Annotated in this window: 19 protein-coding genes and 3 pseudogenes; 7 read left to right on the forward strand and 15 right to left on the reverse strand. The window is 70.9% G+C overall.

Annotated features, from left to right (window positions below):
- Nucleotides 1–103: 103 nt before the first annotated feature.
- Entirely contained in the window at nucleotides 104–685 is a 582-nt protein-coding gene (locus KY5_RS38900; RefSeq protein WP_098246606.1) for a DUF664 domain-containing protein, read from the reverse strand.
- A 90-nt stretch (nucleotides 686–775) separates the two neighbouring features.
- On the opposite strand from KY5_RS38900, the gene KY5_RS38905 reads away from it, so the two are divergent.
- Together KY5_RS38905 and fabG are read left to right on the forward strand one after the other, a co-directional pair.
- Nucleotides 776–1,447: a DNA alkylation repair protein gene (locus KY5_RS38905; protein ID WP_098246607.1), complete on the forward strand. Its 672-nt coding sequence runs from the start codon at nucleotides 776–778 to the stop codon at nucleotides 1,445–1,447.
- 69 nt (nucleotides 1,448–1,516) lie between these two features.
- Nucleotides 1,517–2,311 (forward strand): 3-oxoacyl-ACP reductase FabG, encoded by a 795-nt coding sequence (fabG, locus tag KY5_RS38910; protein WP_098246608.1) that lies wholly within the window; start codon nucleotides 1,517–1,519, stop codon nucleotides 2,309–2,311.
- 1 nt (nucleotide 2,312) lies between these two features.
- Here fabG and KY5_RS38915 read toward each other — a convergent pair whose 3' ends face one another.
- Together KY5_RS38915 and KY5_RS38920 are read right to left on the reverse strand one after the other, a co-directional pair.
- Nucleotides 2,313–3,146, reverse strand: coding sequence for an alpha/beta hydrolase (locus KY5_RS38915; protein WP_098246609.1), 834 nt, complete (start codon nucleotides 3,144–3,146; stop codon nucleotides 2,313–2,315).
- A gap of 140 nt (nucleotides 3,147–3,286) precedes the next feature.
- Nucleotides 3,287–3,641 (reverse strand): annotated as a pseudogene (locus tag KY5_RS38920) (ROK family protein).
- Between KY5_RS38920 and KY5_RS43140 the strand changes: the two are divergent.
- Nucleotides 3,639–3,900: pseudogene (locus KY5_RS43140) on the forward strand (carbohydrate-binding protein); the annotation flags it as partial. The pseudogenes KY5_RS38920 and KY5_RS43140 sit on opposite strands and share 3 nt — an antisense overlap.
- A gap of 116 nt (nucleotides 3,901–4,016) precedes the next feature.
- Here KY5_RS43140 and KY5_RS38930 read toward each other — a convergent pair.
- Nucleotides 4,017–5,204: an aminoglycoside phosphotransferase family protein gene (locus tag KY5_RS38930; protein ID WP_098246610.1), complete on the reverse strand. Its 1,188-nt coding sequence runs from the start codon at nucleotides 5,202–5,204 to the stop codon at nucleotides 4,017–4,019.
- Nucleotides 5,205–5,439: 235 nt separating this feature from the next.
- Between KY5_RS38930 and KY5_RS38935 the strand changes: the two genes are divergently transcribed.
- Complete coding sequence (locus tag KY5_RS38935) at nucleotides 5,440–6,933, forward strand: hypothetical protein (protein WP_098246611.1); 1,494 nt, start codon at nucleotides 5,440–5,442, stop codon at nucleotides 6,931–6,933.
- Nucleotides 6,934–6,981: 48 nt separating this feature from the next.
- On the opposite strand, the gene KY5_RS38940 is transcribed toward KY5_RS38935, so the two are convergent.
- Both KY5_RS38940 and KY5_RS38945 read right to left on the reverse strand, forming a co-directional pair.
- On the reverse strand, nucleotides 6,982–8,400 hold the full coding sequence (locus tag KY5_RS38940) for a PP2C family protein-serine/threonine phosphatase (RefSeq protein WP_098246612.1): 1,419 nt from the start codon (nucleotides 8,398–8,400) through the stop codon (nucleotides 6,982–6,984).
- 520 nt (nucleotides 8,401–8,920) lie between these two features.
- Complete coding sequence (locus KY5_RS38945) at nucleotides 8,921–9,820, reverse strand: NmrA/HSCARG family protein (protein WP_098246613.1); 900 nt, start codon at nucleotides 9,818–9,820, stop codon at nucleotides 8,921–8,923.
- Nucleotides 9,821–9,925: 105 nt separating this feature from the next.
- Here KY5_RS38945 and KY5_RS38950 point away from each other — a divergent pair, with 105 nt between their 5' ends.
- On the forward strand, nucleotides 9,926–10,693 hold the full coding sequence (locus tag KY5_RS38950; RefSeq protein WP_098246614.1) for a TetR/AcrR family transcriptional regulator: 768 nt from the start codon (nucleotides 9,926–9,928) through the stop codon (nucleotides 10,691–10,693).
- Nucleotides 10,694–10,831: 138 nt separating this feature from the next.
- Here the strand turns inward: KY5_RS38950 and KY5_RS38955 are convergent, their stop codons facing one another.
- The 5 genes from KY5_RS38955 to KY5_RS38975 form a co-directional block, all read right to left on the reverse strand.
- On the reverse strand, nucleotides 10,832–11,476 hold the full coding sequence (locus tag KY5_RS38955; protein WP_098247778.1) for a response regulator transcription factor: 645 nt from the start codon (nucleotides 11,474–11,476) through the stop codon (nucleotides 10,832–10,834).
- A 34-nt stretch (nucleotides 11,477–11,510) separates the two neighbouring features.
- On the reverse strand, nucleotides 11,511–12,827 hold the full coding sequence (locus KY5_RS38960) for a sensor histidine kinase (protein WP_098246615.1): 1,317 nt from the start codon (nucleotides 12,825–12,827) through the stop codon (nucleotides 11,511–11,513).
- A gap of 66 nt (nucleotides 12,828–12,893) precedes the next feature.
- Nucleotides 12,894–13,703, reverse strand: coding sequence for an ABC transporter permease subunit (locus KY5_RS38965; RefSeq protein WP_098246616.1), 810 nt, complete (start codon nucleotides 13,701–13,703; stop codon nucleotides 12,894–12,896).
- Nucleotides 13,700–14,434 carry an ABC transporter ATP-binding protein gene (locus tag KY5_RS38970; protein WP_098246617.1) on the reverse strand — a complete coding sequence of 245 codons (735 nt, stop codon included), beginning with the start codon at nucleotides 14,432–14,434 and terminating at the stop codon, nucleotides 13,700–13,702. The genes KY5_RS38965 and KY5_RS38970 overlap by 4 nt, the downstream gene beginning before the upstream one ends.
- Nucleotides 14,435–14,597: 163 nt before the next feature.
- Complete coding sequence (locus KY5_RS38975) at nucleotides 14,598–15,866, reverse strand: MFS transporter (protein ID WP_098246618.1); 1,269 nt, start codon at nucleotides 15,864–15,866, stop codon at nucleotides 14,598–14,600.
- A gap of 79 nt (nucleotides 15,867–15,945) precedes the next feature.
- On the opposite strand from KY5_RS38975, the gene KY5_RS38980 reads away from it, so the two are divergent.
- Nucleotides 15,946–16,305, forward strand: a complete 360-nt coding sequence (locus KY5_RS38980; protein ID WP_098246619.1) for a winged helix-turn-helix transcriptional regulator — start codon at nucleotides 15,946–15,948, stop codon at nucleotides 16,303–16,305.
- Nucleotides 16,306–16,341: 36 nt separating this feature from the next.
- On the opposite strand, the gene KY5_RS43145 is transcribed toward KY5_RS38980, so the two are convergent.
- The 4 genes and pseudogenes from KY5_RS43145 to KY5_RS39000 all read right to left on the reverse strand — a co-directional run bounded on the left by KY5_RS43145 (nucleotide 16,342) and on the right by KY5_RS39000 (nucleotide 20,326).
- Nucleotides 16,342–16,815, reverse strand: coding sequence for a helix-turn-helix domain-containing protein (locus KY5_RS43145; RefSeq protein WP_324965819.1), 474 nt, complete (start codon nucleotides 16,813–16,815; stop codon nucleotides 16,342–16,344).
- 484 nt (nucleotides 16,816–17,299) lie between these two features.
- A pseudogene (gene hisC, locus KY5_RS38990) lies at nucleotides 17,300–18,355 on the reverse strand (histidinol-phosphate transaminase); the annotation flags it as partial.
- A gap of 2 nt (nucleotides 18,356–18,357) precedes the next feature.
- A complete protein-coding gene (aroA, locus tag KY5_RS38995; protein ID WP_098246621.1) occupies nucleotides 18,358–19,707 on the reverse strand; it encodes a 3-phosphoshikimate 1-carboxyvinyltransferase in 1,350 nt (449 codons plus the stop codon).
- Nucleotides 19,708–19,822: 115 nt separating this feature from the next.
- On the reverse strand, nucleotides 19,823–20,326 hold the full coding sequence (locus KY5_RS39000) for a flavin reductase family protein (RefSeq protein ID WP_324965820.1): 504 nt from the start codon (nucleotides 20,324–20,326) through the stop codon (nucleotides 19,823–19,825).
- A 426-nt stretch (nucleotides 20,327–20,752) separates the two neighbouring features.
- On the opposite strand from KY5_RS39000, the gene KY5_RS39005 reads away from it, so the two are divergent.
- Nucleotides 20,753–21,994: an ATP-grasp domain-containing protein gene (locus KY5_RS39005; RefSeq protein ID WP_098246623.1), complete on the forward strand. Its 1,242-nt coding sequence runs from the start codon at nucleotides 20,753–20,755 to the stop codon at nucleotides 21,992–21,994.
- Nucleotides 21,995–22,007 lie beyond the last annotated feature (13 nt).

Here is a 22,007-nt window from a genome sequence, read left to right on the forward strand (position 1 = left end):
AATGGGGGAGGGGAGATCCACCTGTTCGGGGGAGTGCGCGATGAGCGGCGCGTTCCCCCCTTGCTCACTGGCCCCGCTCACCGGCCTCGCGCACTGCCCCCGGTCACTGCCCCACCCTCCCGTCGACGCACTCGCGCAACAGATCGGCGTGCCCGCTGTGCCGCGCGTACTCGTCGATCCTGTGCACGAGCAGCTCCCGGATCGCGATCCCGTCCTTGCCCACGCGCAGACCCAGATCGGGGAAGGCGGCCAGCGCGGCGTCGGTCGCCGCCTGCTCGCGCTCCAGGTCCGCGTACGCGGCGTCGACCACGGCCTGCTCGGCGACGGCGCCGTGGAAGTCCGCGTCCTTCTTGCCGTACAGCTTCGGCAGCGGTTCCTCGTCGGTGATCCAGTTGCGCCAGTCCCGCTCCACCTCGGCCAGGTGCCGGACGAGACCGAGCAGCGACATGGTCGACGGCGGCACCGACCTGCGGGCCAGCTGCTCCGGGCTCAGCCCCTCGCACTTCATCCGCAGGGTCATGCGGTAGCTCGACAGGAAGTCCCGCAGCGTCGCGAGCTCACCGTCGGGGCCGGTGCTTTCGCTGTCGCGCGGGTCGTTGTCCGGATCCGTCCACATGTCGGGATAGACGGTCGCCTCGGTCCATCGGGCGGGCCGCTGCTCGCTCAGGTCAGTCATGCGCGTCATGGTGGTCCGTGCGGGCCCGGGCCTGCCACTTCTTTACTGTGGACGACAGAGATTCTCTGGATATCCGTGGATCGACGACAGGAGACCGAGGTGGCCGAGACGACCGTGGCCGAGGTGATGGCCGAGCTGGCCGGGCTCGACGACCCGAAGATCCGGGCGGTGAACGAGAAGCACGGCGACGATCACGGCGTGAACCTCGGCAAGCTGCGCGCGATCGCGAAGCGGCTGAAGACGCGGCAGGAACTCGCGCGCGAGCTCTGGGCCACGGACGACAGCGCGGCGCGGCTGCTCGCGCTCCTGATCTGCCGCCCGAAGGAGTTCGGACGTGCCGATCTCGACACCATGCTCCGCGAGGCGCGCACCCCCAAGGTGCACGACTGGCTCGTGAACTACGTCGTGAAGAAGAGCCCGCACGCCGAGGACCTGCGCCGTGCCTGGTCCGCCGATCCGGACCCGGTGGTCGCGAGCGCGGGCTGGGCGCTGACCACCGAACGCGTGGCGAAGAAGCCCGAAGGACTCGACCTCGCGGGACTGCTCGACGTCATCGAGGCAGAGATGAAGGACGCGCCGGAGCGCCTCCAGTGGGCGATGAACCACTGCCTGGCGCAGATCGGCATCACCCATCCGGAGCACCGCGCCCGCGCCGTCGACATCGGCGAACGCCTCCAGGTGCTCAAGGACTACCCGACCCCGCCCGGCTGCACGTCGCCGTTCGCGCCGGTCTGGATCAGCGAGATGGTGCGCCGGAACAACGGCGCCTGAGCCGGGGATAGCGTGGTCCCTCCGGCGGACGGGGCTCCCGTGCCGGAGGGGCGACGAAGGGCGCACGGCATGACGTTCACGCACTGGCAGGACAGGTCCGTCATCGTGACGGGCGGCACCCGGGGCATCGGTCTCGGCATCGCCTCGCTCTTCGCCCGTCAGGGCGCCGCCGTCCTGCTCACGGGCCGGGACGAGGAGACGGCACGCGCGGTCGCCGACGACCTCGCCAGGTCCACCGGCGGGCGCGTCGCGGGCCTGGGCGTGGACGTGCGGCGACCGGAACGGATCGAGGAGATGGCGGCGGAGGCCGAGCGACGGCACGGCGGGATCGACGTGCTCTGCGCCAATGCCGGGATCTTCCCGGAGACTCCGCTGCGCGACATGAGCGCCGACGACCTCGACGAGGTGCTCGACGTCAACCTCCGTGGCTCCATCCTGGCCGTGCGGGCCTGCCTGCCCGCGATGGAACGGGCCGGACGCGGCCGGATCGTGCTGACCTCCTCGATCACGGGCCCGACGACCGGCTACGCGGGCTGGTCCCACTACGGGGCGAGCAAGGCGGGCCAGTTGGGCTTCCTGCGGGGCGCGGCCCTGGAGCTGGCACCGCACGGCATCACCGTCAACGCCGTCCTGCCGGGCAACGTCCGCACCGAGGGCCTGGCCGACCTCGGCCCCGACTACCTGCGCCGGATGACCGGATCGATCCCGCTGGGGCGGCTCGGCGAGACCTCCGACATCGCCCACGCCGTCCTGTTCCTCGCGTCCGACGAGGCGTCCTTCGTCACCGGTCAGACCCTGACCGTCGACGGCGGTCAGACCCTGCCCGAATCCCTGGACGCCTTCGCCGCACCCGCCGGTCCCTGACTCACACGAAGCGTCGTACGAACGCGAGGGCGAGGTCGGCGACCTCCTTCCACCTGCTGTCGAGCGTCAGCGCGTGGTCGCGTCCGTGCAGCTCGGTGACCTCCGTGACGGACGTGTTGCGCTTCTGCCGCTTGTACGCGCCGTTGGCGAGTGCCCAGGGCACGGCGTTGTCGTGGCTGCCGGAGACGATGAGGAGCGGCCCGCGCTGCGGAGTGCGGCAGTCCGCCTTCGCCTCGGTACGGGGGTTGAGGTTGGCCATGGCCGCCTGCATGGGCGGGGCGCACGGCGCCGGTACGGCGTACCGGTCGTAGATGGCGCGGGCCTCTTCCTCGCTGACGGCGTTGGCGTAGGCGTAGCGGAACTGCTCGTAGGTCAGCGGCTTGGCGCGCTTCCGGTTCGCGGGGTTGGCGATCATCGGGATCAGGGAGCGCAGCGTGGACACGGGGAGCGCGAGGACGCCGCGGAAGGGGGCGGGGTCGATCGCCACCGAGACGGCGGACAGGCCGCGTCCCGCGAGGATCTGCGTGAGCATCCCGCCGACGGAGTGCCCGATCACGGCGGGCTTGCGGTCCAGGGTGTTGAGGAGGCCCGCGAGGTGGTCGGCGACCTGTCCCACGGTCTTGCCCGCGATGGCCTCGGGGTGGGCCCTGGCCTCGGCGACCGTCGCCGCTTCGCCCGGCCAGGTGAGGGCGACCGGCGCGTACCCCGCGGCCTCGAAGTGGGGGAGCCAGTGGTCCCAGCTGCTTGCCAGCATCCACAGGCCGTGTACGAACACGACCGGCGTGCGACCGGAGGCGTTGGCCCGGTCTATCTGCTCTGCGTCGGTAACGGACATACCCTGACGCTAGGGTCGCAAGTCCCCTGCCGTAAGGGGGAGTTGGCGGTGTGGCCGATACTGCCGCGTGCGCTTCCGGATCGCGCCGTCGCGGGGGAGGGCGGCGGGGATCGCGGTACGGCGCCGCGGCGGTTTCCGGCTCAGCGCGCCGCGCCCGCCAGGACCCGGTCGACCTGCCGGGGCGATAGCGCGTGCTCGACGGCGAGGATCCCGGCGCCGACCGCCGCCGCGTTCTCGCCGGTGCGGCTCGGCTCGATGCGCAGCACGGCGGCGAGCGCGCCGCCCACCACCACGGTGTCCGGATTGAAGAAGTTGACCAGGCCCGCGAGCACCTCGCCGACCGAACGGCCCGCCTCGCGCACCATCCGCACGGCGTCCCGGTTGCCCGACTTGACCAGGCGTACGACGTCGCTGCCCGATGTCGCCCGCGCTGCCCTGCGCGCCCCGGTGCAGGCGGCCGTCCGCCACGATGCCGCAGCCGATGCCCGTGCCCACCTCGACAAGGGCGGGGACGGCACCGCCGCCCTGACCGGCTACGGGCGCTCGGTCCTCCAGCCCAAGCAACGGGGACTGGATCGCGTTCAGCCCGATGAGCGTCGAGGGCGTGAGCAAGGTCGGCTACAAGCTCTCGTCGCCCTACGGCGTCGGCGCCGTCGAACTGCGCGCCGACGCACCCGACGGCAAGCTACTCGCCACCACGCCGGTGCCCAACACCGGCGGCTGGGACACCTACCAGGACACGCCCGACGTCGACGCCGTGCGTTTCACCACGTCATAGTCGCCCGGTCATAGTCGAACAGCAGTCGCCAGAGGCATACGAAAGTCCGCGGTGCGCCCCTGTCCAAGGCGCACCGCGGACCGTCGTCCCCGTCAGCGAGTGCCGACCGCCGCACGCACGGCCCGGCGGGCCAGCTGGCAGTCGTCGTGCAGCCGCCTCAGCAGCAGCCGCTGTTCCTCGCCGGACGGCGCAGCACCGGGGTGGGCCGGGCCCGGTGCCGCCGGGGTCGATTCGTGCATCGAACGCTGCACGGCCGTTTCGTACGTACGGATCTCCCGGGTCAGGACGAGCATCAGGTTGACCAGGAAGGCGTCGCGCGCCGCGGGGCCCGCGCTCTGTGCCAGCTGGCTGATCTCACGCCGCGCCACCGGGGCCTCCCCGAGGACGGCCCAGAGCGTCGCCAGGTCGTACCCGGGCAGGTACCAGCCCGCGTGCTCCCAGTCGACCAGGACGGGTCCGGCGGGCGAGAGCAGGACGTTCGACAGGAGGGCGTCGCCGTGGTTGAACTGCCACATGGACTGCAGGCCGTTGCCCTGGTGTGCCACCGAGTGCGCGATGCCGTGCAGCAGCTTCTGCAGGTCGCCCATGTCGCGGTCGGTGAGCAGGCCGAGCTCGTGGAAGCGGGAGATGCGCCTGCCGTAGTCCAGCGGCCTGCCGAACATCTCCGACGGCGGACGCCAGCCGTTCAGCCGGACCACCGAACCGAGCGCCGCCCTGATGTCGGCGCGCGGCGGGGCCTCCGCGGGATGCCGGTGCAGCGCCGCCACCCGTCCCGGCATCCGCTCGATCACCAGCGTGCAGTCATCGGGGTCGGCGGCGATGAGCCGCGGCGCCCTGACCGGCGGGCGGTGCCGGACGAACGAGCGGTAGGCCGCTATCTCGTGCCGGATCCGCTCGGCCCAGACGGGTGAGTGGTCGAGCAGACACTTGGCGACGGCGGTGGTACGCCCCGCCGTGCCGACGAGCAGCACGGTACGGCCGTTTCGGCGGAGCACCTGCACCGGATTGAACTCGGGGCAGATGCGATGCACCGAAGCAATCGCGGTGCGCAGTTGCGCCCCCTGGGGGCCGGACAAGTCGAGTCTCCCGCTGAGCGGTTGGGTGCCGGGCCCCGGCGCACGGCGCGTCCGGCCGGCGCCGAGCTGCGTGGCACCGGGGCGCACGGGCTCCAGATACGGACCGCTCCCCGACGAGGAGGGAACCTCGCGGCCCCGGGGGACCGGGGGGCGCGGGTGCAGCGGCCGGGGCGGGGCGGACACGGAGGACGATGCTGCGTACATGGGCGATACAGATCCCTTCGTGTGCCTGTGAGTTGCGTGCGCCTCCCCGGCCCGGCCGCTTCGGGTGCACCCTGGGGAGTGCCTTGCGGCGACCGGGTCGGGGTGGCGCACTCCTACCTGACACCCGCCGTCCCGTGGCACACCACGTGGCGCACCCTGGCGAACCCTGGCGAATAGTCGCTCAGCAACTGACAGAGGGTTACTGTCAACTCAGCCGAGAACCTGGGGGCTTGACGTGAACGGACAACCCAATACTCGCCTTTCGGACCTTTTCGGCCTGGCCGGTTGGTCCAAGGGTGAACTCGCGAGGCTGGTGAACCGGCAGGCGGCGGCCATGGGCCACCCCCAACTGGCCACCGACACCTCGCGGGTGAGGCGGTGGATCGACATGGGAGAGATCCCGCGCGATCCGGTGCCCCGGGTGCTGGCTGTTCTGTTCACCGAGCGTCTCGGCCGTGTCGTGACCACTGAGGATCTCGGTCTGGTCCGGCACGGGCGTGTAGGGAAGCGGCGTGGCGACGGGAGTGTGGAGCACCCCGACGGCGTGCCGTGGGCGCCCGAGCGGACGGCCGCGGTCCTCACCGAATTCACGGGAATGGACCTCATGCTCAACCGACGCGGCTTGGTGGGCGCGGGCGCTGCGCTTGCCGCAGGCTCCGCACTCAGCAGCGCCATGCACGACTGGCTGCACACCGATCCGGCCTTCGCGGCCGACGCTCCCCGCATCGACGATCCCCTGCACGCCGACCCCGCTGGGTTCGACCGCTACGAGGCCGCCCCCATCGGGTCGCAGGAGATCGAGGAACTGGAGCGCTCCGTCGAAGTGTTCCGCGCCTGGGACGCGGCCCGCGGGGGCGGGCTGCAGCGCAAGGCCGTGGTGGGCCAGCTCAACGAAGTGGGCGGCATGCTCGCCTACCGACACCCCGAACACCTCCAGCGACGTCTGTGGGGCGTCGCTGCCAACCTCGCGGTGCTCGCGGGCTGGATGTCGCACGACATCGGCCTGGAGCCCACCGCGCAGAAGTACTTCGTCATCGCCGCGCACGCCGCCCGAGAAGGAGGGGACAGGCCGCGTGCCGGCGAGGCCCTGTCGCGCGCCGCGCGGCAGATGGTGCACCTGGGCAAGCCCGACGAGGCCCTGGATCTGATGAGGCTCGCCAAGTCGGGAGCGGGCGAGGAGGCGCTGCCGCGCACCCAGGCCATGCTGTACACCATCGAGGCATGGGCGCAGGCTTCGCTGGGGCACGGCCAGGCCATGCGGCGCACCCTCGGCATCGCCGAGGACCTCTTCGTGTCGGACAAGGGTGACGTGCCGCCGCCCAGCTGGATGCAGATGTTCGACGAGGCGGACCTGCACGGCATGCAGGCCCTGGCGTACCGCACCCTCGCCGACCACGAGGCGTCCGCCGCGACCATCGCCCAGCGGCACGCCAAGCAGGCCATCGAACTGCGGGTGAAGAACCGCAACCGCTCGCAGATCTTCGACTACATCTCCCTGGCATCGGCGTGCTTCATCGCCGACGACCCCGAACAGGCCGACAGGTACGCGCGGTTGGCGCTGGTGTCGATGCGGGCCAACTCCTCGCACCGCACCTGGGACCGGCTGCGCGAGATGTACCGGCTCACGGCGCAGTACTCCGGCTACCCGAAGATCCAGGACCTCCGCGAGGAGATCAAGCTCGCGCTGCCCAGGGGCGGCAAGAGGGCGGGGAGGACGGCCAGGGCCTGACACACTCCCGCATCGGGGAGAGCAGGGTAACGACACCGCGCGATCGGTTCAGATCCGCGCGATCAACAGGCAGGCGTCGTCCTCACGCGGTGCCGCGCCGAATTCCTCGACGACGGTCCGTACGCAGTCCTGTGCCGTACGCGCCTCGGTGAACCGGGACGCGAGGGAGAGCAGCAGGTCCGTCGCCCCGTCCCTGTCGCGCCGTGGCACCAGGCCGTCGGTGTGCAGCAGTAACAGGTCTCCGGGCCGCAGTTGCTCATCGGCCTGCCCGTATGTGGTGCCGGGGGCGGCTCCGAGGAGTACGCCGTCCGGTGGCGTCAGCGCGCGCCCCGTCCCGTCGCGGAACAGCAGCGGGGCGGGGTGGCCCGCCTGTGCCCAGGTGAGCCGGTGCGCTGCTGGGTCGTAGCGGCAACAGACCGCGCTGCCCAGTGCCGGATGGACCGTGGCGTCGAGGAGTTGGTTGAGCCAGCCCATGAGCTGGCCAGGCTGCGCCCCCGCGACCGCCATGCCGCGCAGCGCGCCGAGCAGCATCGCCATGCCGGAGGTGACGGTGACGCCGCGTCCGGTGAGATCGCCGACGCTCAACAGGGCCTGGCCGTCGGGCAGTTGCAGCGCGTCGTACCAGTCGCCGCCGATCAGGGCGCCGGTCGAGGAGGGGAGGTGATGCGCGGCGAGGTCGAGCGTGCCGGGCCCTTCGCCGCTCGGGAAGCGCAGCGCGCCGCGCCACGGCGGCAGGACCGCTTCCTGCAACTCGACCGCGAGCTGGTGCTCGGTGTGTGCCCGGTCGCGGTGGCGCTGGAGCGAATCACGCGTCTCGCGCACCACCCGCTGGCTGCGGCGCAGTTCGCTGACGTCCCGGAGCACCGCCCACATGGAGGCGGTGGAGCCGTCGGCGGCGAGCACGGGCTCGCCCATCATGTGCACCTGGCGTACGCCGCCGTCGGGCCGCAGGATGCGGAACTCGCCGTCGATGGGCTTTCCGTCGATGAGGCAGTCCGTGACCATCGCGGTCAGCAGGGGCTGGTCCTCGTCGTGCACCAGGGCGGGGAGCTCGTCTAGGGAGAGCGGCGGCGCGGCGGGGTCGCGTCCGAGGATCTGGTAGAGCTCGCCGGACCAGTTGGCCTCGTCGCTGAGGAGGTTCCACTCGGCGCTGCCGACCCGGCTCAGGAGCGAGTCCCGGCGGGGTTCCTGGGGTGCGGGCGAGGAGGGCGGCGCCGGTGTGTCGGTCGGCGGCGGGCCGTCCCGTAACTGGGCCAAGTGGTCGTCCAGGTCGTCGAGTTGATGCACCGCCAGATCGCACAGGGCGCGCTGCCAGCGGCCCGCGGGGTCCCCGTGGTCGGCCGCGGCGTCGCGGCGCACGGCGTCGACCTCGCCTCGGAGTCGACGCGTCTGCGAGATCAGCGCGTCGACCGCACCGCGCTCGGGCGGTTGGGCGGCTGCGTGGTCCGCGAAGACGTGGGACGGCATGAGGTGCTCCGTTGAGGATGCGGTGCGACCAGCTTGACGGGTGGTGGACCGCTAATGACTTTCGCACAGCAGCAGGTGGCCTGTAAGGGATTTGGCAACACACGATGCGGTGGTGCTTATGGCATATGCCCTTGGCTTGCGGAAATGCGAAGTCCCCTGCGGAAGTCTAGGGGGAAACAATGAAGAATGCGTAGGGAATGGGCGCGGAATGTGGTGCTCCAGTGGGGAGTTCGGATCAGGTGTCTGCTCGAAGAACATATGCCCGATCGCGTGACGGGCGGCGGGCCGCGCGGAAAGAGCGAACTCATTGACGTGCGCTTGCCAGCTTCTTGGCGTGCGGCGCGGCACGCGGACGAGGGTGACCGGCGGGGTCGGCCACCGTGATCCCGCGTTGTCCAGCGCGAACAGGCTGCTCTGGCAGAGTGCCTCGTTCCTGTGCGGCCTCGTGCAAGTGCGCGTTCGGCCGTACCCGTCCACGCACCGGCCCTCACCAGCGAGATCGCGATCAACAGCGGGAGTTCTAGGCGGATTCGAGGAGTCGCTTCCGCAGCGGGACGGCGCCGGATTCGGCGAGCCAGTCCGCGAGCGTACGCAGACCGGGATGGATGATGCGCAGCGCCTCGATGTCGGCGTGCCAGCGTGATCCGGCTGCCCAGCGTTCCCGGACCTGGGCGATCTCGGGGTTGAGTGCGGCTGCCTCGGCGTGGGTGATCTGCTCGTACCGAATTGCGGCACCGGTGGCCTCGCTGATCGCGGCGACCGCTTCGCGCGGGGTGGGGGCATCCCCGGCCAGTTCCAGGCTCCGTCCCGCAAACCGGTCCGGCTGGTCGAAGGCCAGCGCCGCGAACTCGGCGATGTCCTCCACCGCGATGATCTGGACGGGTTCATCCGGCGGGAAGACGTGCCGGTGCACGCCGTCGACAATGCCGTCGATACCGATGGGCAGCGAACCAAGATAGTTCGACATGAACCGCACCGGACGCAGCACGGTCACCGACCGGATCCGCTCACGCAGGTAGTCCTCGATGCGCTTCTTCCCCTCGGAGCCACCCGGACGTCCGGGAGTGGATGCGACCCCCGTGAACACGACGTGTTCGACGCCCGCCGCGGCCGCGGCATCGATCAGCGCCCGGCCACGGGCGAACTCCCGTTCCACGCCGGAGCCGCCCGGCCCGAACGCCACGGGCGGTACGGCGAACAGTGCCGCTGCTCCCTCCAGCGCAGCGGGCAGGCTCGACGGGTCGTCGAAGTCGCCGCGCACGAGCTCCGCACCCGCGGTTTCAAGTGATGTGGCGGCGGGCGCGGTCGTGTCCCGCACGAGCGCGCGCACCGGCCTGCCGGCCGTCAGAAGCCGGCGTGCGGTGGCTCCGCCCTGCCGACCGGTCGCACCGGTCACAACGACCAAATGGTCAGTGGTCATGTCGTCCTCCGCCCCGGGATGGTCGGTGGCTGCGGTGCGGTGGGACCCGGGGGCGATGTGGAATGCTCCACCCGGTTGAGTAGCACGGGCAAGGGATTACGTGACATGACCACAGTTCCCCAGGACGCGAGCCGGGCCGATGCCCGCCGTAACCGCCGGAAGATACTCGCCGCCGCTTCGCAGGCGTTCGACGAGCACGGCCCGGACGTCTCGCTCGGCGCGATCGCACGGCAGGCGGGGGTTGGCGCCGGCACCGTGTACCGGCACTTCCCCAGCAAGGAGATCCTGCTGGAGGCCGTACTCGCCCAGCAGTTCGACGACCTGGTGGAGACCGCTCAACAGTGGGCGGCCCGCACAGACCCTGCCGCGGCATTGTTCGGCTTCCTTCTGGATGTCGTCGAGACGTCCCGCGGGCGCAAGCACGCATGCGACGCCCTGACCACGCAAACGAGCTGGCCACGGCCGAGCCTGGCCGCGTCGGCGCGACGGTTCCGCCAGGCACTTGACCAACTGCTCCGCGCGGCCCAGCACGCCGGAGGCATCCGTACCGACGTCAACACGGACGATGTCGCAGCCCTCACCGTCGGGTGCGCGACGATGTGGGCCGCCCACCACGACCGGGACGGCGGCGCCCGCATGGTGCGGCTGGCACTGGAAAGCCTGCGGACTCCCTCATTCGTCACGCAAGAGCGGGACTTTCGTGACACCCCCGGCACGCTTCACGCAGCGTCGCGGTGCGAGGAGTGCGGGGCCCGGCTCGAGGCCCGGTCCACTGGCCGCCCTGCGCGCTACTGCGGAGCGACCTGCCGACAGCGAGCACATCGCCGCCACCTCGGCACCGCAACGCTTCCCTCACGGAAAACGCGTCCCTGAAATCCGAGGAGCCAAGCAGGACGGTCCCACGGCCGAGGTTGGTGTTTCGATCCCGAACCAGCCGTAACCGGCGTCAAGCCGCATCCCGGACATGAAGATCACGATCTACAGCTGGAGTACTAGGCGAGAGTCCTGGTCTCAGGAGCGCAGGTACCGGATGACCGCGAGCACCCGCCGGTTGTGGTCGTGCGAGTTCGGCAGGCCGAGCTTGTCGAAGACCGCCGCCACGTGCTTCTCGACCGTGCCCTGCGAGACGAAGAGCGCCTGGGCGATCGCCGCGTTGGAGCGGCCCTCCGCCATGAGGGAGAGCACGTCGCGCTCCCGGCCCGTCAGCGGTGCCAGTTCGGCCGCGCGATGGCTCGCCCCCGCCAGCTGGGTGACGACCTCGGGGTCGAGCGCGGTGCCGCCCGCCGCCACGCGTTCCAGCGCGTCCGTGAACTCCGCGATGTTCGCCACCCGGTCCTTGAGCAGATAGCCGACGCCCGCGGAACCCGCCGCGAGCAGCCGGGTCGCGTACTTCGTCTCGACGTACTGCGAGAACAGCAGCACGCCCGTGCCGGGGTGCTCGGCGCGGATGTCGATGGCCGCGCGCAGGCCCTCGTCGGTGTGGCTCGGCGGCATCCGGATGTCGACCACCGTGACGTCAGGGCGGTGCGCGGCGACCGCGGCGCGCAGGGCGTCCGCGTCGCCCACCGAGGCGCAGACCTCGTGCCCGCGCTCGGCGAGCATCTGGGCCAGCAACTCCCGCAGTACGGCGGCATCCTCGGCGATCACGACACGCATGGCCCGCATTTTCGCACGGCGGCCGCCGCGGACCTCACGCACGCAGCGGCAGCTCGACGGTGACCGCCGTCGGACCGCCGTCGGGGCTGCGGACGTCGATGCGGCCGTCGACCGTCCGCACGCGCTGCGCGAGCCCGGTCAGACCGCTGCCCGTGCCGGGCACCGCGCCGCCGCGCCCGTCGTCGGCGACCCGGATCCGCAGCAGCCCGTCCCGCCGGGTCACGTCGATCGAGGCCCGTGTCGCACCGCTGTGCTTGATGACGTTGGTGAGGAGTTCGGCGGCGCAGAAGTACGCGATGGTCTCGATCGCCGGGGTGGGCCGCACCGGCACGTCCGCCGTGAGATCGACCGGCACCGTGCTGCGCGCGGCGAGGGTGGCGAGCGCGTCCGGCAGGCCCTCGTCGAGGGCGGGCGGATGGATGCCGCGGGCCAGGTCACGGAGTTCGGTGAGCGCCTCCGTGGCGTTGCGGTGCGCGCCGTCGACGAGGTGCCGGATGCGCGCCAGGTCCGGCGGCTGCCCGTCGTCCAGCCGCGCCCTGATCATGTCGAGGCCCATCGCCACGGCGACGAGACGCACCTGCGCGCCGTCGTGCAGATCGCGTTCGACGCGGCGCAGCAGCGCCACCGAGTCGTCCACGGCGAGCGCCCGGGTCTCCTCCAGGTCCCTGACGCGGTCGGCGAGGCGCCCGGGACCGAGCAGCGCCCGGATCAGCCAGCGGTCGCCCGCGACGACGACCCTGGTCACCCAGGGCGCGCACAGCAGCGTGCCGACGCCGAGCGCCACCGCGAGGAAGGTCCCCGCGAACGTGTCCGCGTGCAGCCCGCCGAACGGGACCGGCGTCAGGATCGGCATCCCCTCCGGATCGTCCGCGGCGGGTTGCTGCCCGAACACCGCCCAGCGCAGCGGCGCGGTGAGGTTCACCAGGCCGGTGACCCACCAGAGCACGGCGTACGCTCCGAGCACGCCGACCGGCAGCTTCGCGAGGACGTACGCCGCGGCCCGCCAGGCGGTGCCGTCCCGCAGCCGCGCGTCGAGACGGCCCACGAAGCCGTCGCCGGGACGGAACGGCGGCGGCGCGGGCGTCCGCTCGCCGAGCAGCTCGGCGGCAAGCGCGCGGTGGACCCCGCCGAGCCCGCGGGCCATCCGCAGCGTGCCGATGAGCAGCAGGACGCCCACCACGGCGAGCACCAGCGAGACCGTGAGCCCGGCGCCCAGGGCGAGGAGCACGGCGAGGACCACCCCGCCCGCGACGCCGAGCGGGAATCCGGTCAGGCAGTACGCCGCCTCGGCCCACGCCCGCCGGGTGAAGGGGGCGCGGAGCGCGGCGCGGACGGTTTCGTGCAGGTGCATGGGGTTCAGTTTCCTCTGTGTGCCTCGGGTTCCGCCGCGTCCCTCGTGCGCTCTTGCGATCGCCGCTCAGGCGTCCCTGCGGATCAGCAGGCGTCCGCCGACGGCGAGCACCGCGGCCGTGTACAGGCACAGGACCCCGAACCCGGCCCACGGCGAGAGCATGCCGGACACCGGCTCGGCGACCGCGAGGGAGTTGCCCGCGATCATCGTCGGGAAGAACTTGGCGACGGTCGTGCCCGAGACGCCGCCGATCACCGCGGGCAGCACGAAGGTGATGCCGACGAGCACGCCGATCGCGCTCGCGGTGTGCCGGGTGATGACGCCGATCCCGATGCCGATGAGCCCGATCATCGCGAGATACGCGCCGGACATCAGCACCGCGCGCAGCACCCCTGTGTCCCCGAGCGAGGGGCGGGGCACGCCGTCGCCGAGCGCGGCACGCCCCGCGAAGAACGTCACGAGACCGACGGCCTCGCCCACGGCGAGCGAGAGCGCGCCGTACACGGCCGCCTTCGCCGTCAGGACGAGACGCCGGTCGGGGACGGCGGCCAGGGTGGAGCGGATCGTTCCCGACGCGTACTCGCCGGTCACGACGAGCACGCCGAGTACGCCGATGAGGAGCTGCCCGACGGCGATACCCGCGAGGACGTTGTTGGTCGGATCGAAGGCGGCGGCCTTGTCGGGGCTCGGTGCCTTGGTGTTGGCCATGGTGACGACACCGATGGCCACCATGCCCACCACCACGAGCAGCAGCGACCAGAAGGTCGACCGCAGGCTGCGCAGCTTGATCCACTCCATGCGGGCCGCGTGCCCGAATCCGTAGTGCCCGGCGGGGACGCGCGTCTCGCGCCGCCAGGCGGGTGCCGTCGTACTCATCGGGAACCCCCCTTCTGCGGCGCGTCGGTCACCCGTGCCGCGGCGGTCAGCGCGAAGAAGGCCTCCTCCAGGGAGTCGCCCCGGGCGGTCAGTTCGCGCACGGAGGTGTCGGCGAGCAGCCTGCCCTGCCCGATCACCACCAAGTGGTCGGCGGTGAGCGCCATTTCGCCGATCAGATGGCTGGAGAGCAGGACGGTGCGGCCCTCGGCGGCCAGGGACTTCATCAGCTCCCTGATCCACCGCACGCCCTCCGGATCGAGCCCGTTGACCGGCTCGTCGAAGAGCAGCACCCCGGGATCGCCGAGGAGCGCCGCGGCGATCCCGAGCCGCTGCGCCATGCCCAGGGAGTACGTCCCGGCCCGCCGCCCCGCGACACGGCCGAGCCCGACGACGTCGAGCACCTCGTCGACCCGGGCCCGCGCGATGCCCCCCGCGGCCGCGAGCGCGGTCAGATGCTGGGCCGCGGTGCGCCCCGGATGGAAGGTGCGCGCCTCCAGGAGCGCGCCCACCTCACGCGCGGGCCAGCGCAGCTCCCCGTACGGCACGCCGTGGATCCGGGCCTGTCCCTCGTCGGGCCTGTCCAGGCCCATGATCATGCGCATCGTGGTCGACTTGCCGGACCCGTTGGGCCCGAGGAAGCCGGTCACGGCTCCTGGCAGCACGTCGAAACTCAACGCGTCGACGGCGACGGTGGGTCCGTACCGTTTGGTGAGCCCCTGGGCCTCGATCATCACAACTCCCTGCCGCTCGACCGCGCGTCCGGCACGGTCACCGCAGCTCACGCTAGGGATGCGGCACCCTCGCCAGGAACGCTGCTTTCCTCCGTCCTGGCTGGGGGATTTCCCCCAGGCAGGACGGAGGGGTCTCGATTCCAGCGGAGTCGCCTCGTCGCGCTCAGCCGAGCACGCGCGCGTGCGTGCGGTCGGACCACTTCACGACGAGCGGTACGACCTGGCCGACGACGAGGAGGACGGCTCCCACGACGAGCCAGCCCGGCCCGCCCCAGCCGATGCAGAGCAGGCCGAGCACCGGCGGGCCGACGGCGTTGGACAGACCCTGACCGATGGCGAAAAGGCCCGAGTACTGGCCCTGCGCGTGTTCCGGGGCGAGTCCGAAGGACAACTCGAACGAGGCGGCGGCGTGCCACAGTTCGCCCAGTGTGTGGACGACGACGCCGAGCACGATGACGACCACGGCGACCCAGCCGGGGGCGCCGCCCGCCGCCGCGATGAGGGCCGTGGCGAGGAGGAACGCCACCCCCGCGCGGCGCGCCACCCGGCCTGCCGCCGTGTTGTTGTCGACGCCGCGGCTGACCCGTACCTGAAGGCAGACCACGAGCGCGGTGTTGACCGCCACGCTCGCGCCGACGAACCACCGCGGCGCGTCGGTGTGGCCGATGATCCACAGCGGCAGGGCGAAGATCAGCACCTGGTTCTGTATGGACATGATGCCGTCCAGGGCGGTGAGCGCCACGTACGGCTTGTCCTTCAGGGCGGGCCAGCGGCTGCCCTCCGCCGGGGCTTCTATCGGCAGCACGGACGGCACGCGGGAGGCGAGGGCGGCGGAGGCGAGGAACAGGGCGGAGGTGCCGAGGATGAGGCTCAGATACGCGGCCCTGGTGTCCATCTGGACGGCGACGCCCGCCGCGAGGGCTCCGCAGCCGACGGCGATGTTGTTGAGGGCGCGCAGGTAGGAGCGGTAGCGGGTGGGGTGCGGAGCACCCAGGCTGCGGGTCAGCGGGCCGCGGGCTGCCGTACCGGCCGAGAGGGCGAGCTCGGCCACGCACAGGAACGCCATCAGCGAGAGGAAGGAGTGGACGAACACCAGTCCCGCCACGGCGAGGGCCTGCACGACGACCGCGAGCCGAAAGACCTCGCGCGGGCCGCGCCGGTCGGCCAGGCGGCCCACGGGGATTCCGGCGGCGAGTCCGATCAGTGCGGCGGCCCCCAGGGCGAACCCGACCTGGGAGACCGGGAGGCCCACGGAACGGGTGAAGAACAACGCGGCCCCCGCGATGAAGAGGCCCTTGCCTATCTGGTTGACGAACGTCGCCCCGGCGAAGGCGCGTTGGGGGCCCGTCCCGGGGATGAGGCCACGGGCCACGAGCCAGACCGGCAGCCCGCCCCCGGTGCCCTGCGCAACCGCTGTCCCGGTCCGTTCCATAGGAACTGCTCCCTCTCGTAGAATCGGTTGCAACGGTATGGATTTGATACCGGTATCTACAACGAAACCGGGAGCAGCCATGGGCAAGGCGTACAACGTGATGGCGGCGACCTGCCCGAGCCGCACGGTGCTGCACCGCATCGGCGCCCGCTGGACCGTGTTCGTCGTCAACGCCCTCGACGAAGGGCCGTGCCGCTTCGGCGAGTTGAAGGGGCACATCCGGGGGATCACCCCGAAGGTCCTGACCGAGACCCTGCGCTCCTTGGAGGCCGACGGTCTGGTCAGTCGTCATGAGTACGACGAGAACCCGCCCCGCGTCGAATACGCCCTGACACCGCTTGGCCGCTCCCTGCTCGTCCCGCTCCGCGCCGTACGACGCTGGGCCGAAGAGCACGTCCCGGACATCGAGGCGGCCCGGGCCCGCCGGCCGATCGCCTGACGCGGTCGCAGTCGCCCCGCCCGTTGCTTTCGCGGCTCAGGAAGCCAGGCCGACGTATTGGGCGTAGAGGGCGGCCTGCGTGCGGTGGGTGGCGCCGATCTTCAAGTAGATGCTGCTGAGATGGTTCTTCACGGTCTTCTCGGAGATGCCGAGTCTTCGGGCGATGAGCCGGTTGCTCAGCCCCACGGCCAGCAGCCGGAGTACGCCCCGCTCGCGTGCGGTGAGGGTGGGGCCGCCGTGCGGCGCGCTGTCCTCGGGTAGGGGAGTGAACGCCGGAACGGAGGGAGTCGCTTCCCCGGGGCCGATCAGGCCGATCTGTCGGGCGTACAGGGCCGCCTGCGTGCGATCAGTGGCCCCGATCTTCAAATAGATGCTGCTGAGATGGTTCTTTGCGGTCTTCTCGGATATGTCGAGTTTCCGGGCGATGAGCCGGTTGCTCAACCCGAGGGCCAGCAGGCGCAGTACATCTAATTCCCGGCAGGTGAGTTTTGCGGCCGGTGGTTCTTCCACGTCTTGCCTCTTCCTCGCTTCTCCCAAAGGACATGAAAAAATGTCCAAGGTCGTCCTTTGCGTGACACCTCAGGCCCGGTGTCTTGCCCAGCCGGGCCGTGCGGGCCCGTGGGTGTGGGGCGGCGGTGTGGCCGCTGAGGAAGGTGGGGAAGGAGATTCGGTGGAAAGCGCATATGGGCATGACGTCATTGCAATCGCCCCCGTGTAAGCATGCCGGATCGCTCGTAGACGAAAATGGGCACGCCACAAATGATCGGAGGTGCGACTGGAAATCGGTACGCATCTAGCCGACGGCGGCGTCCCCCTCGACGCTCGAGACGCAGACAGAAACTGCTCAAGCGTGGGCCAAAAGCTACACGCTTAAGAGGGCAATTGGCTAGTGTTTTTCTGTTGAATCTTGGATTTGATTGCTTGTGCCGCGCGGGAACGATGACGGAATTCTGGAGTCTGTCAAAATCTGTCGACAGAATTCAGGGACCCGTCCAAAGCCGCCCACGATCTTCAGCAGGTGGTCGTTCTCCTCGGGAGTGCCGATGGTGATCCGTACGCCCTCGTCGCCGAAGGGACGCACCATGACTCCCGCCGCCTCGCACGCGTCGGCGAATGTCGACGTGTGCGAACCGAGGCGCAGCCAGACGAAGTTGGCCTGACTCTCCGGCACGCTCCAGCCCGCGGCCCGCAGAGCGCGGGTGACCCGGGCGCGCTCGGCCACCAGGGTCCGTACCCGCTCGTGGAGCTCGGGTCCCGCGTGCAGCGAGGCCCGCGCGGCGGCCTGGGCGAGCCCGCTGACACCGAACGGCACGGCGCAGGCCCGCAACGCGGCCGCGACCGGCGGATGCGCCACCGCGTACCCGACGCGCAGTCGCGCGAGGCCGTACGCCTTGGAGAAGGTCCGCAGAACGGCGACGTGGGGACGGTCGCGGTAGAGCGCGATGCCGTCGGGTACGCCGGTGTCGTCGACGAACTCGCGGTACGCCTCGTCGAGCACCACAAGGACGTGGCCGGGCACCCGGTCGAGGAAGCGCGCGAGCTCACCGCGGTGCATGGCCGTGCCGGTCGGGTTGTTGGGGTTGCACACGAAGATCAGCCGGGTGCGGTCCGTCACCGCGTCGGCCATGGCCTCCAGATCGTGCCGCTCGTCACGCAGGGGAATCCGCACGGGAGTTGCCCCCGAGGCCCAGGTGAGCAACGGATACGCTTCGAACGAGCGCCAGGCGAAGAGCACTTCGTCCCCTTCGCCCGCCGCGGCGCGCAGCAGGTCCCCGGCGACCCCGAGGGATCCGGTGCCGGGCACGAGGTGCTCCGGGGGCACCGCGAGGACCGCGGACAGTTCCTCGACCAGTTCCCTGCTCGTCGCGTCGGGATAGCGGTTGACGCGCCCCAACTCCGCGCACATCGCGGCGACGACCGACGGCAGCGGAGGGAAGGGGTTCTCGTTCGACGACAGCTTGTCCACCAGGTCGCTGGGAGCGGCTCGGCCGGGGACGTAACGAGGCAGCCCGGAGACATCGGCGCGCAGCCGGGGGACGGAGGCGGCCATGGTCAGCCGACGGCCTCTGCGGGTGCGTCCGCCTCCTCGACGGCAGCGGTCCGCACCCCTGCCTCGGCGAACTCCTCCAGGAACGTGGGGAAGGACAGCCGGACGTCCTCGAAGCCCGAGAACCGGTTGGCGGACCGCATCCGCAGGCCCGCCACGAACAGCGACATGAAGATGCGGTGGTCGCCCCAACTGGACAGCGTCACTCCGCCGGGGTACGTCCGGGCGCCGCGCACCTCGAACCCGTCGCAGACCCCGTCGTCGTACAGGACCTCGATGTCCACGCCCGCGCGGGTCAGTTCGGCGGCCATGGCCTCGATGCGGGGCGCCTTGTGGAAGCGGGTGAGGCGTCCGCCGGTCACCCGCAGACTGCCCCGCACGTACGCCCCGAGTGCGGCGAGCGTGGGCACGATGTTGGGGCAGTCCCGCGCGTCCACCTCGAAGGCGCCGCACAGGCTGTCCTGCGGGTTGTCGACGGTCAGCGACGAGGTGGCCCGGTCGAAGGTGACGGTCACCCCGAGCCGTTCCAGGATCGGGACGATCGCGAACTCGCCCTGCATGCTGTCGCCGTACACGTTGGTCAGGACGGTCCGGCCAGGGAAGAGCGCGGCGGCGGCCAGCAGGTACGAGGCCGAGGTGTAGTCCTCGCGGGTGGTGACGTCCTGGGCCTGGTAGGCGGAGGGCTCCACCTCGTAGTGGCGTAGGTCCTCCGACGCGGAGACCTTGATGCCCGCGTCCCTCAGGCTCGCCAGCGTCTGCCGGATGTACGACGGGGAGTAGACCTCGCCCGTCACCTCGATCTCCACCGGGCCCTCGGCCAGCGGCGCGGCGAACAGGACGGCGGTGATGAACTGTGAGCTGATGTCGCCCGGCAGTCGGCACGTGCCGCCCTTCAGGCCGCGTCCCCAGTTGACGACCGGGGCCTTGTTCTCGCCGACGATCGACTCGATGTCCGCGCCGAGCTCGCGCAGCGCCCGCAGCAGGGGCTCCATCACGCGGTTGCACAGGGTCGCGTCGCCCGTCACCACGACCGGCGACGGCTGTACGGAAGCCAGCGCCGTCACGACGCGGAACACCAGGCCCGAGCCGCGGGACCGGATGACGCGGTGGATGTTCGGTGGCGACTGTCCGATGCCCTGGATCTCCAGGAATCCGTCGTGCTCGGTTATCTTGGCGCCGAAGGCGCGGCAGGCGTTCTTCATCGTCTCCGTCTCGTCGCACCGGAGATCGTTGAAAACCCGTGACGTGCCCTCGGCCAGGGTGCCGGTCAGAATTGCTCGTTGTGTCTCCGGTTTCGACGACGGGACGCGGAACGTTCCGGAAAAGGAATCGACCGGGTCAACCTGCAGCAGCATGCTCGTATCTCCTGTTTCCCATCAGAAAAGAATTCTGTGTCCCGCGCGGGGTGAAGCCGCCGGGCGTCCTGGTCCTGCCCCTGGTCTTGGTCCTAGTCCTGGCTCAGGCCCTCGTTCAGGCCAGGAACCGGAAGGTCTTTTCGTAATAGACCATGGGGGTTCCCGCGCCTTCGCTCAGGCGCGCGCCCGACACCCGGCCGACCAGGATCATGTGGTCACCTGCCGGGTGCCGGGCGTGCACCTCGCAGTCCAGCTCGACGAGCGCGCCCGCCACGGCAGGGAGTCCGCCGGGTGTGCGGGACAGGCCGTCCGATGCGAACTTGTCGGCGCCTTTGGTCGCGAACCGCTCGGCCAGCGGCCGGTGTTCGGGGCCGAGAACGCTCACCGCGAAGTGGCCGCAGGAGGCGAACGTCGCGAAGGAGTCGGCCGAGTTCGCCAGACAGACCAGGACCAGTGGCGGGCGCAGCGACACCGAACAGAACGAACTCGCGGTGAAGCCGCGCGGCAACCCGCCGTCGCCCAGCGTCGTCACCACCACGACCCCGGCCGCGAACCGGGCCATCGCGGCCCGGAATTCCTCGGAGCTCGCCCGCCGTACCGTCTCTGTCCCCTGCGTCACGGCAGCACCACCACCCGTCCCACGAAATTGAGTCCGGCGCTTCGATGTCGAGGCGCACTTCGGGAATAGCCTCCCGGCGTGCCCGGCAGCCCTATTTCGGCGGTGGCAGCGCGGTAAGAGTTTTGTGTCCGGCGCGATGTGCGGGCAATAGGTCCATCTGCCCATGGCGTTTCCGGTACGAGGCGGTGCACGCGGAAAGATCTCGGCGCGCACCCGCTGCGGGGATGCGCTGGGACTTAGGTCCTATTCTGGCCAGGCCGGTCCCATGCCAGGCTGAGGCAGCGCGAACAACGCGTGGGGGGCCGTTCCCGGGATTCAGGCTCGGGTCCATTCTTCGGCCCCGAAAGGCCCGCGTCGCCGCCGCCTTGGACCGGCCGTCCCGGCCGGGCATGTCCATGCATCCCGTGAACCGATAGGACCACATCCATGTCCGGCGCCATCCTGTTCTTGAACCGCTGGCCCTTGTACGAGGACCAGCGGCGCTGGGAGAACCGCCTCGCCGCTCCCGAGATCGTCTTCCACCCGGAGACCGACCGCGTCACGTACCTGTGCGACGAGGGCGGCCGCAGCGGAGTGCCCGCCGACGCCGAACGGGTCCACGTCGTACGGGACTTCGGCGATCTGGACGGCGTGCTGGAGCTCGTCGACGCGGTCGTTCGCGACGAGGGCCCGTTCGACCACGTCATCGCCTTCTCCGAAATGCTCCTCGACCTCGCGGCGACCCTGCGCGAGCGGTACGGCGTCCAGGGCGCGAGTCCCGAGGAGACCTCCCGGTTCCGCGACAAGACCGTCATGAAGGAGACGGTGTCGCGGGCCGGCCTCCGGGTGCCGCGTTGGGCGCCCTGCCGCACCGAGGAGCAGCTCCTCGCGGCTGCCGAGGAGTTCGGCTACCCCGTGGTCGTCAAGCCGGTGCGCGGCGCGTCCAGCCAGGGTGTTCGAGAGATCGCCTCGGCCGAGGAACTGCGGGACCTGTGCGCCGGACGGAGCCTGCGCGACCTGGAGATCGAGGAGTTCGTACGGGGCGCGATCCTGCACGTCGACGGTGTCCTGGACGCGGCGGGCAAACCGCTGTTCCTGTGCACCTCGCGCTACGTCTCCACCTGTCTGGACTTCGAGCTCCTGGGCGAACCGCTCGGCTCCGTCTTCCAGACGGACCCCGCCGTGCGCGGCCGCTGCGAGGACTTCGCCCTGAGCTGCCTGACCGCGCTCGGCCTGCGGAGTTCCGCCTTCCACCTCGAACTCTTCGACACCGGCGACGAGCTGGTGTTCCTGGAGGTCGGCGCCCGCGTGCCGGGCGCCGACGTGCCCTACGTCATCCACGACGTCCACGGCGTGAACCTCTTCCGGCTGTGGGCCGACGTGCTGCTCGGCCGCCCGGTGGACCCGCCGGTCACCGATCCGGAGCCGAGCGGTGGCTGGTTGATCATCCCGGGCCCCAAGCCGCTGCCCAGGAAGGTCACCGCCGCCACCTCGCTTCTGGGTGAAGTCCCCTTCCTGTACCGGGAGTTGGTGCCGAGGGCGGGTGAGGTCCTGGTCTCCCGGCCCGGCTCGTACGCCACGCTCCAAGGCGGCCGTTTCCTCTTCCGGGGCGGCACCCAGGAACAGATCGAGCAGGCCGTGCGACAGGTGCGCGCGCAATACCGCCTGGCGACCGAGCCCGTCCTGTAGAGCGCCCGAACCA

This window comes from Streptomyces formicae (assembly GCF_002556545.1).
GTDB lineage: Bacteria > Actinomycetota > Actinomycetes > Streptomycetales > Streptomycetaceae > Streptomyces > Streptomyces formicae_A.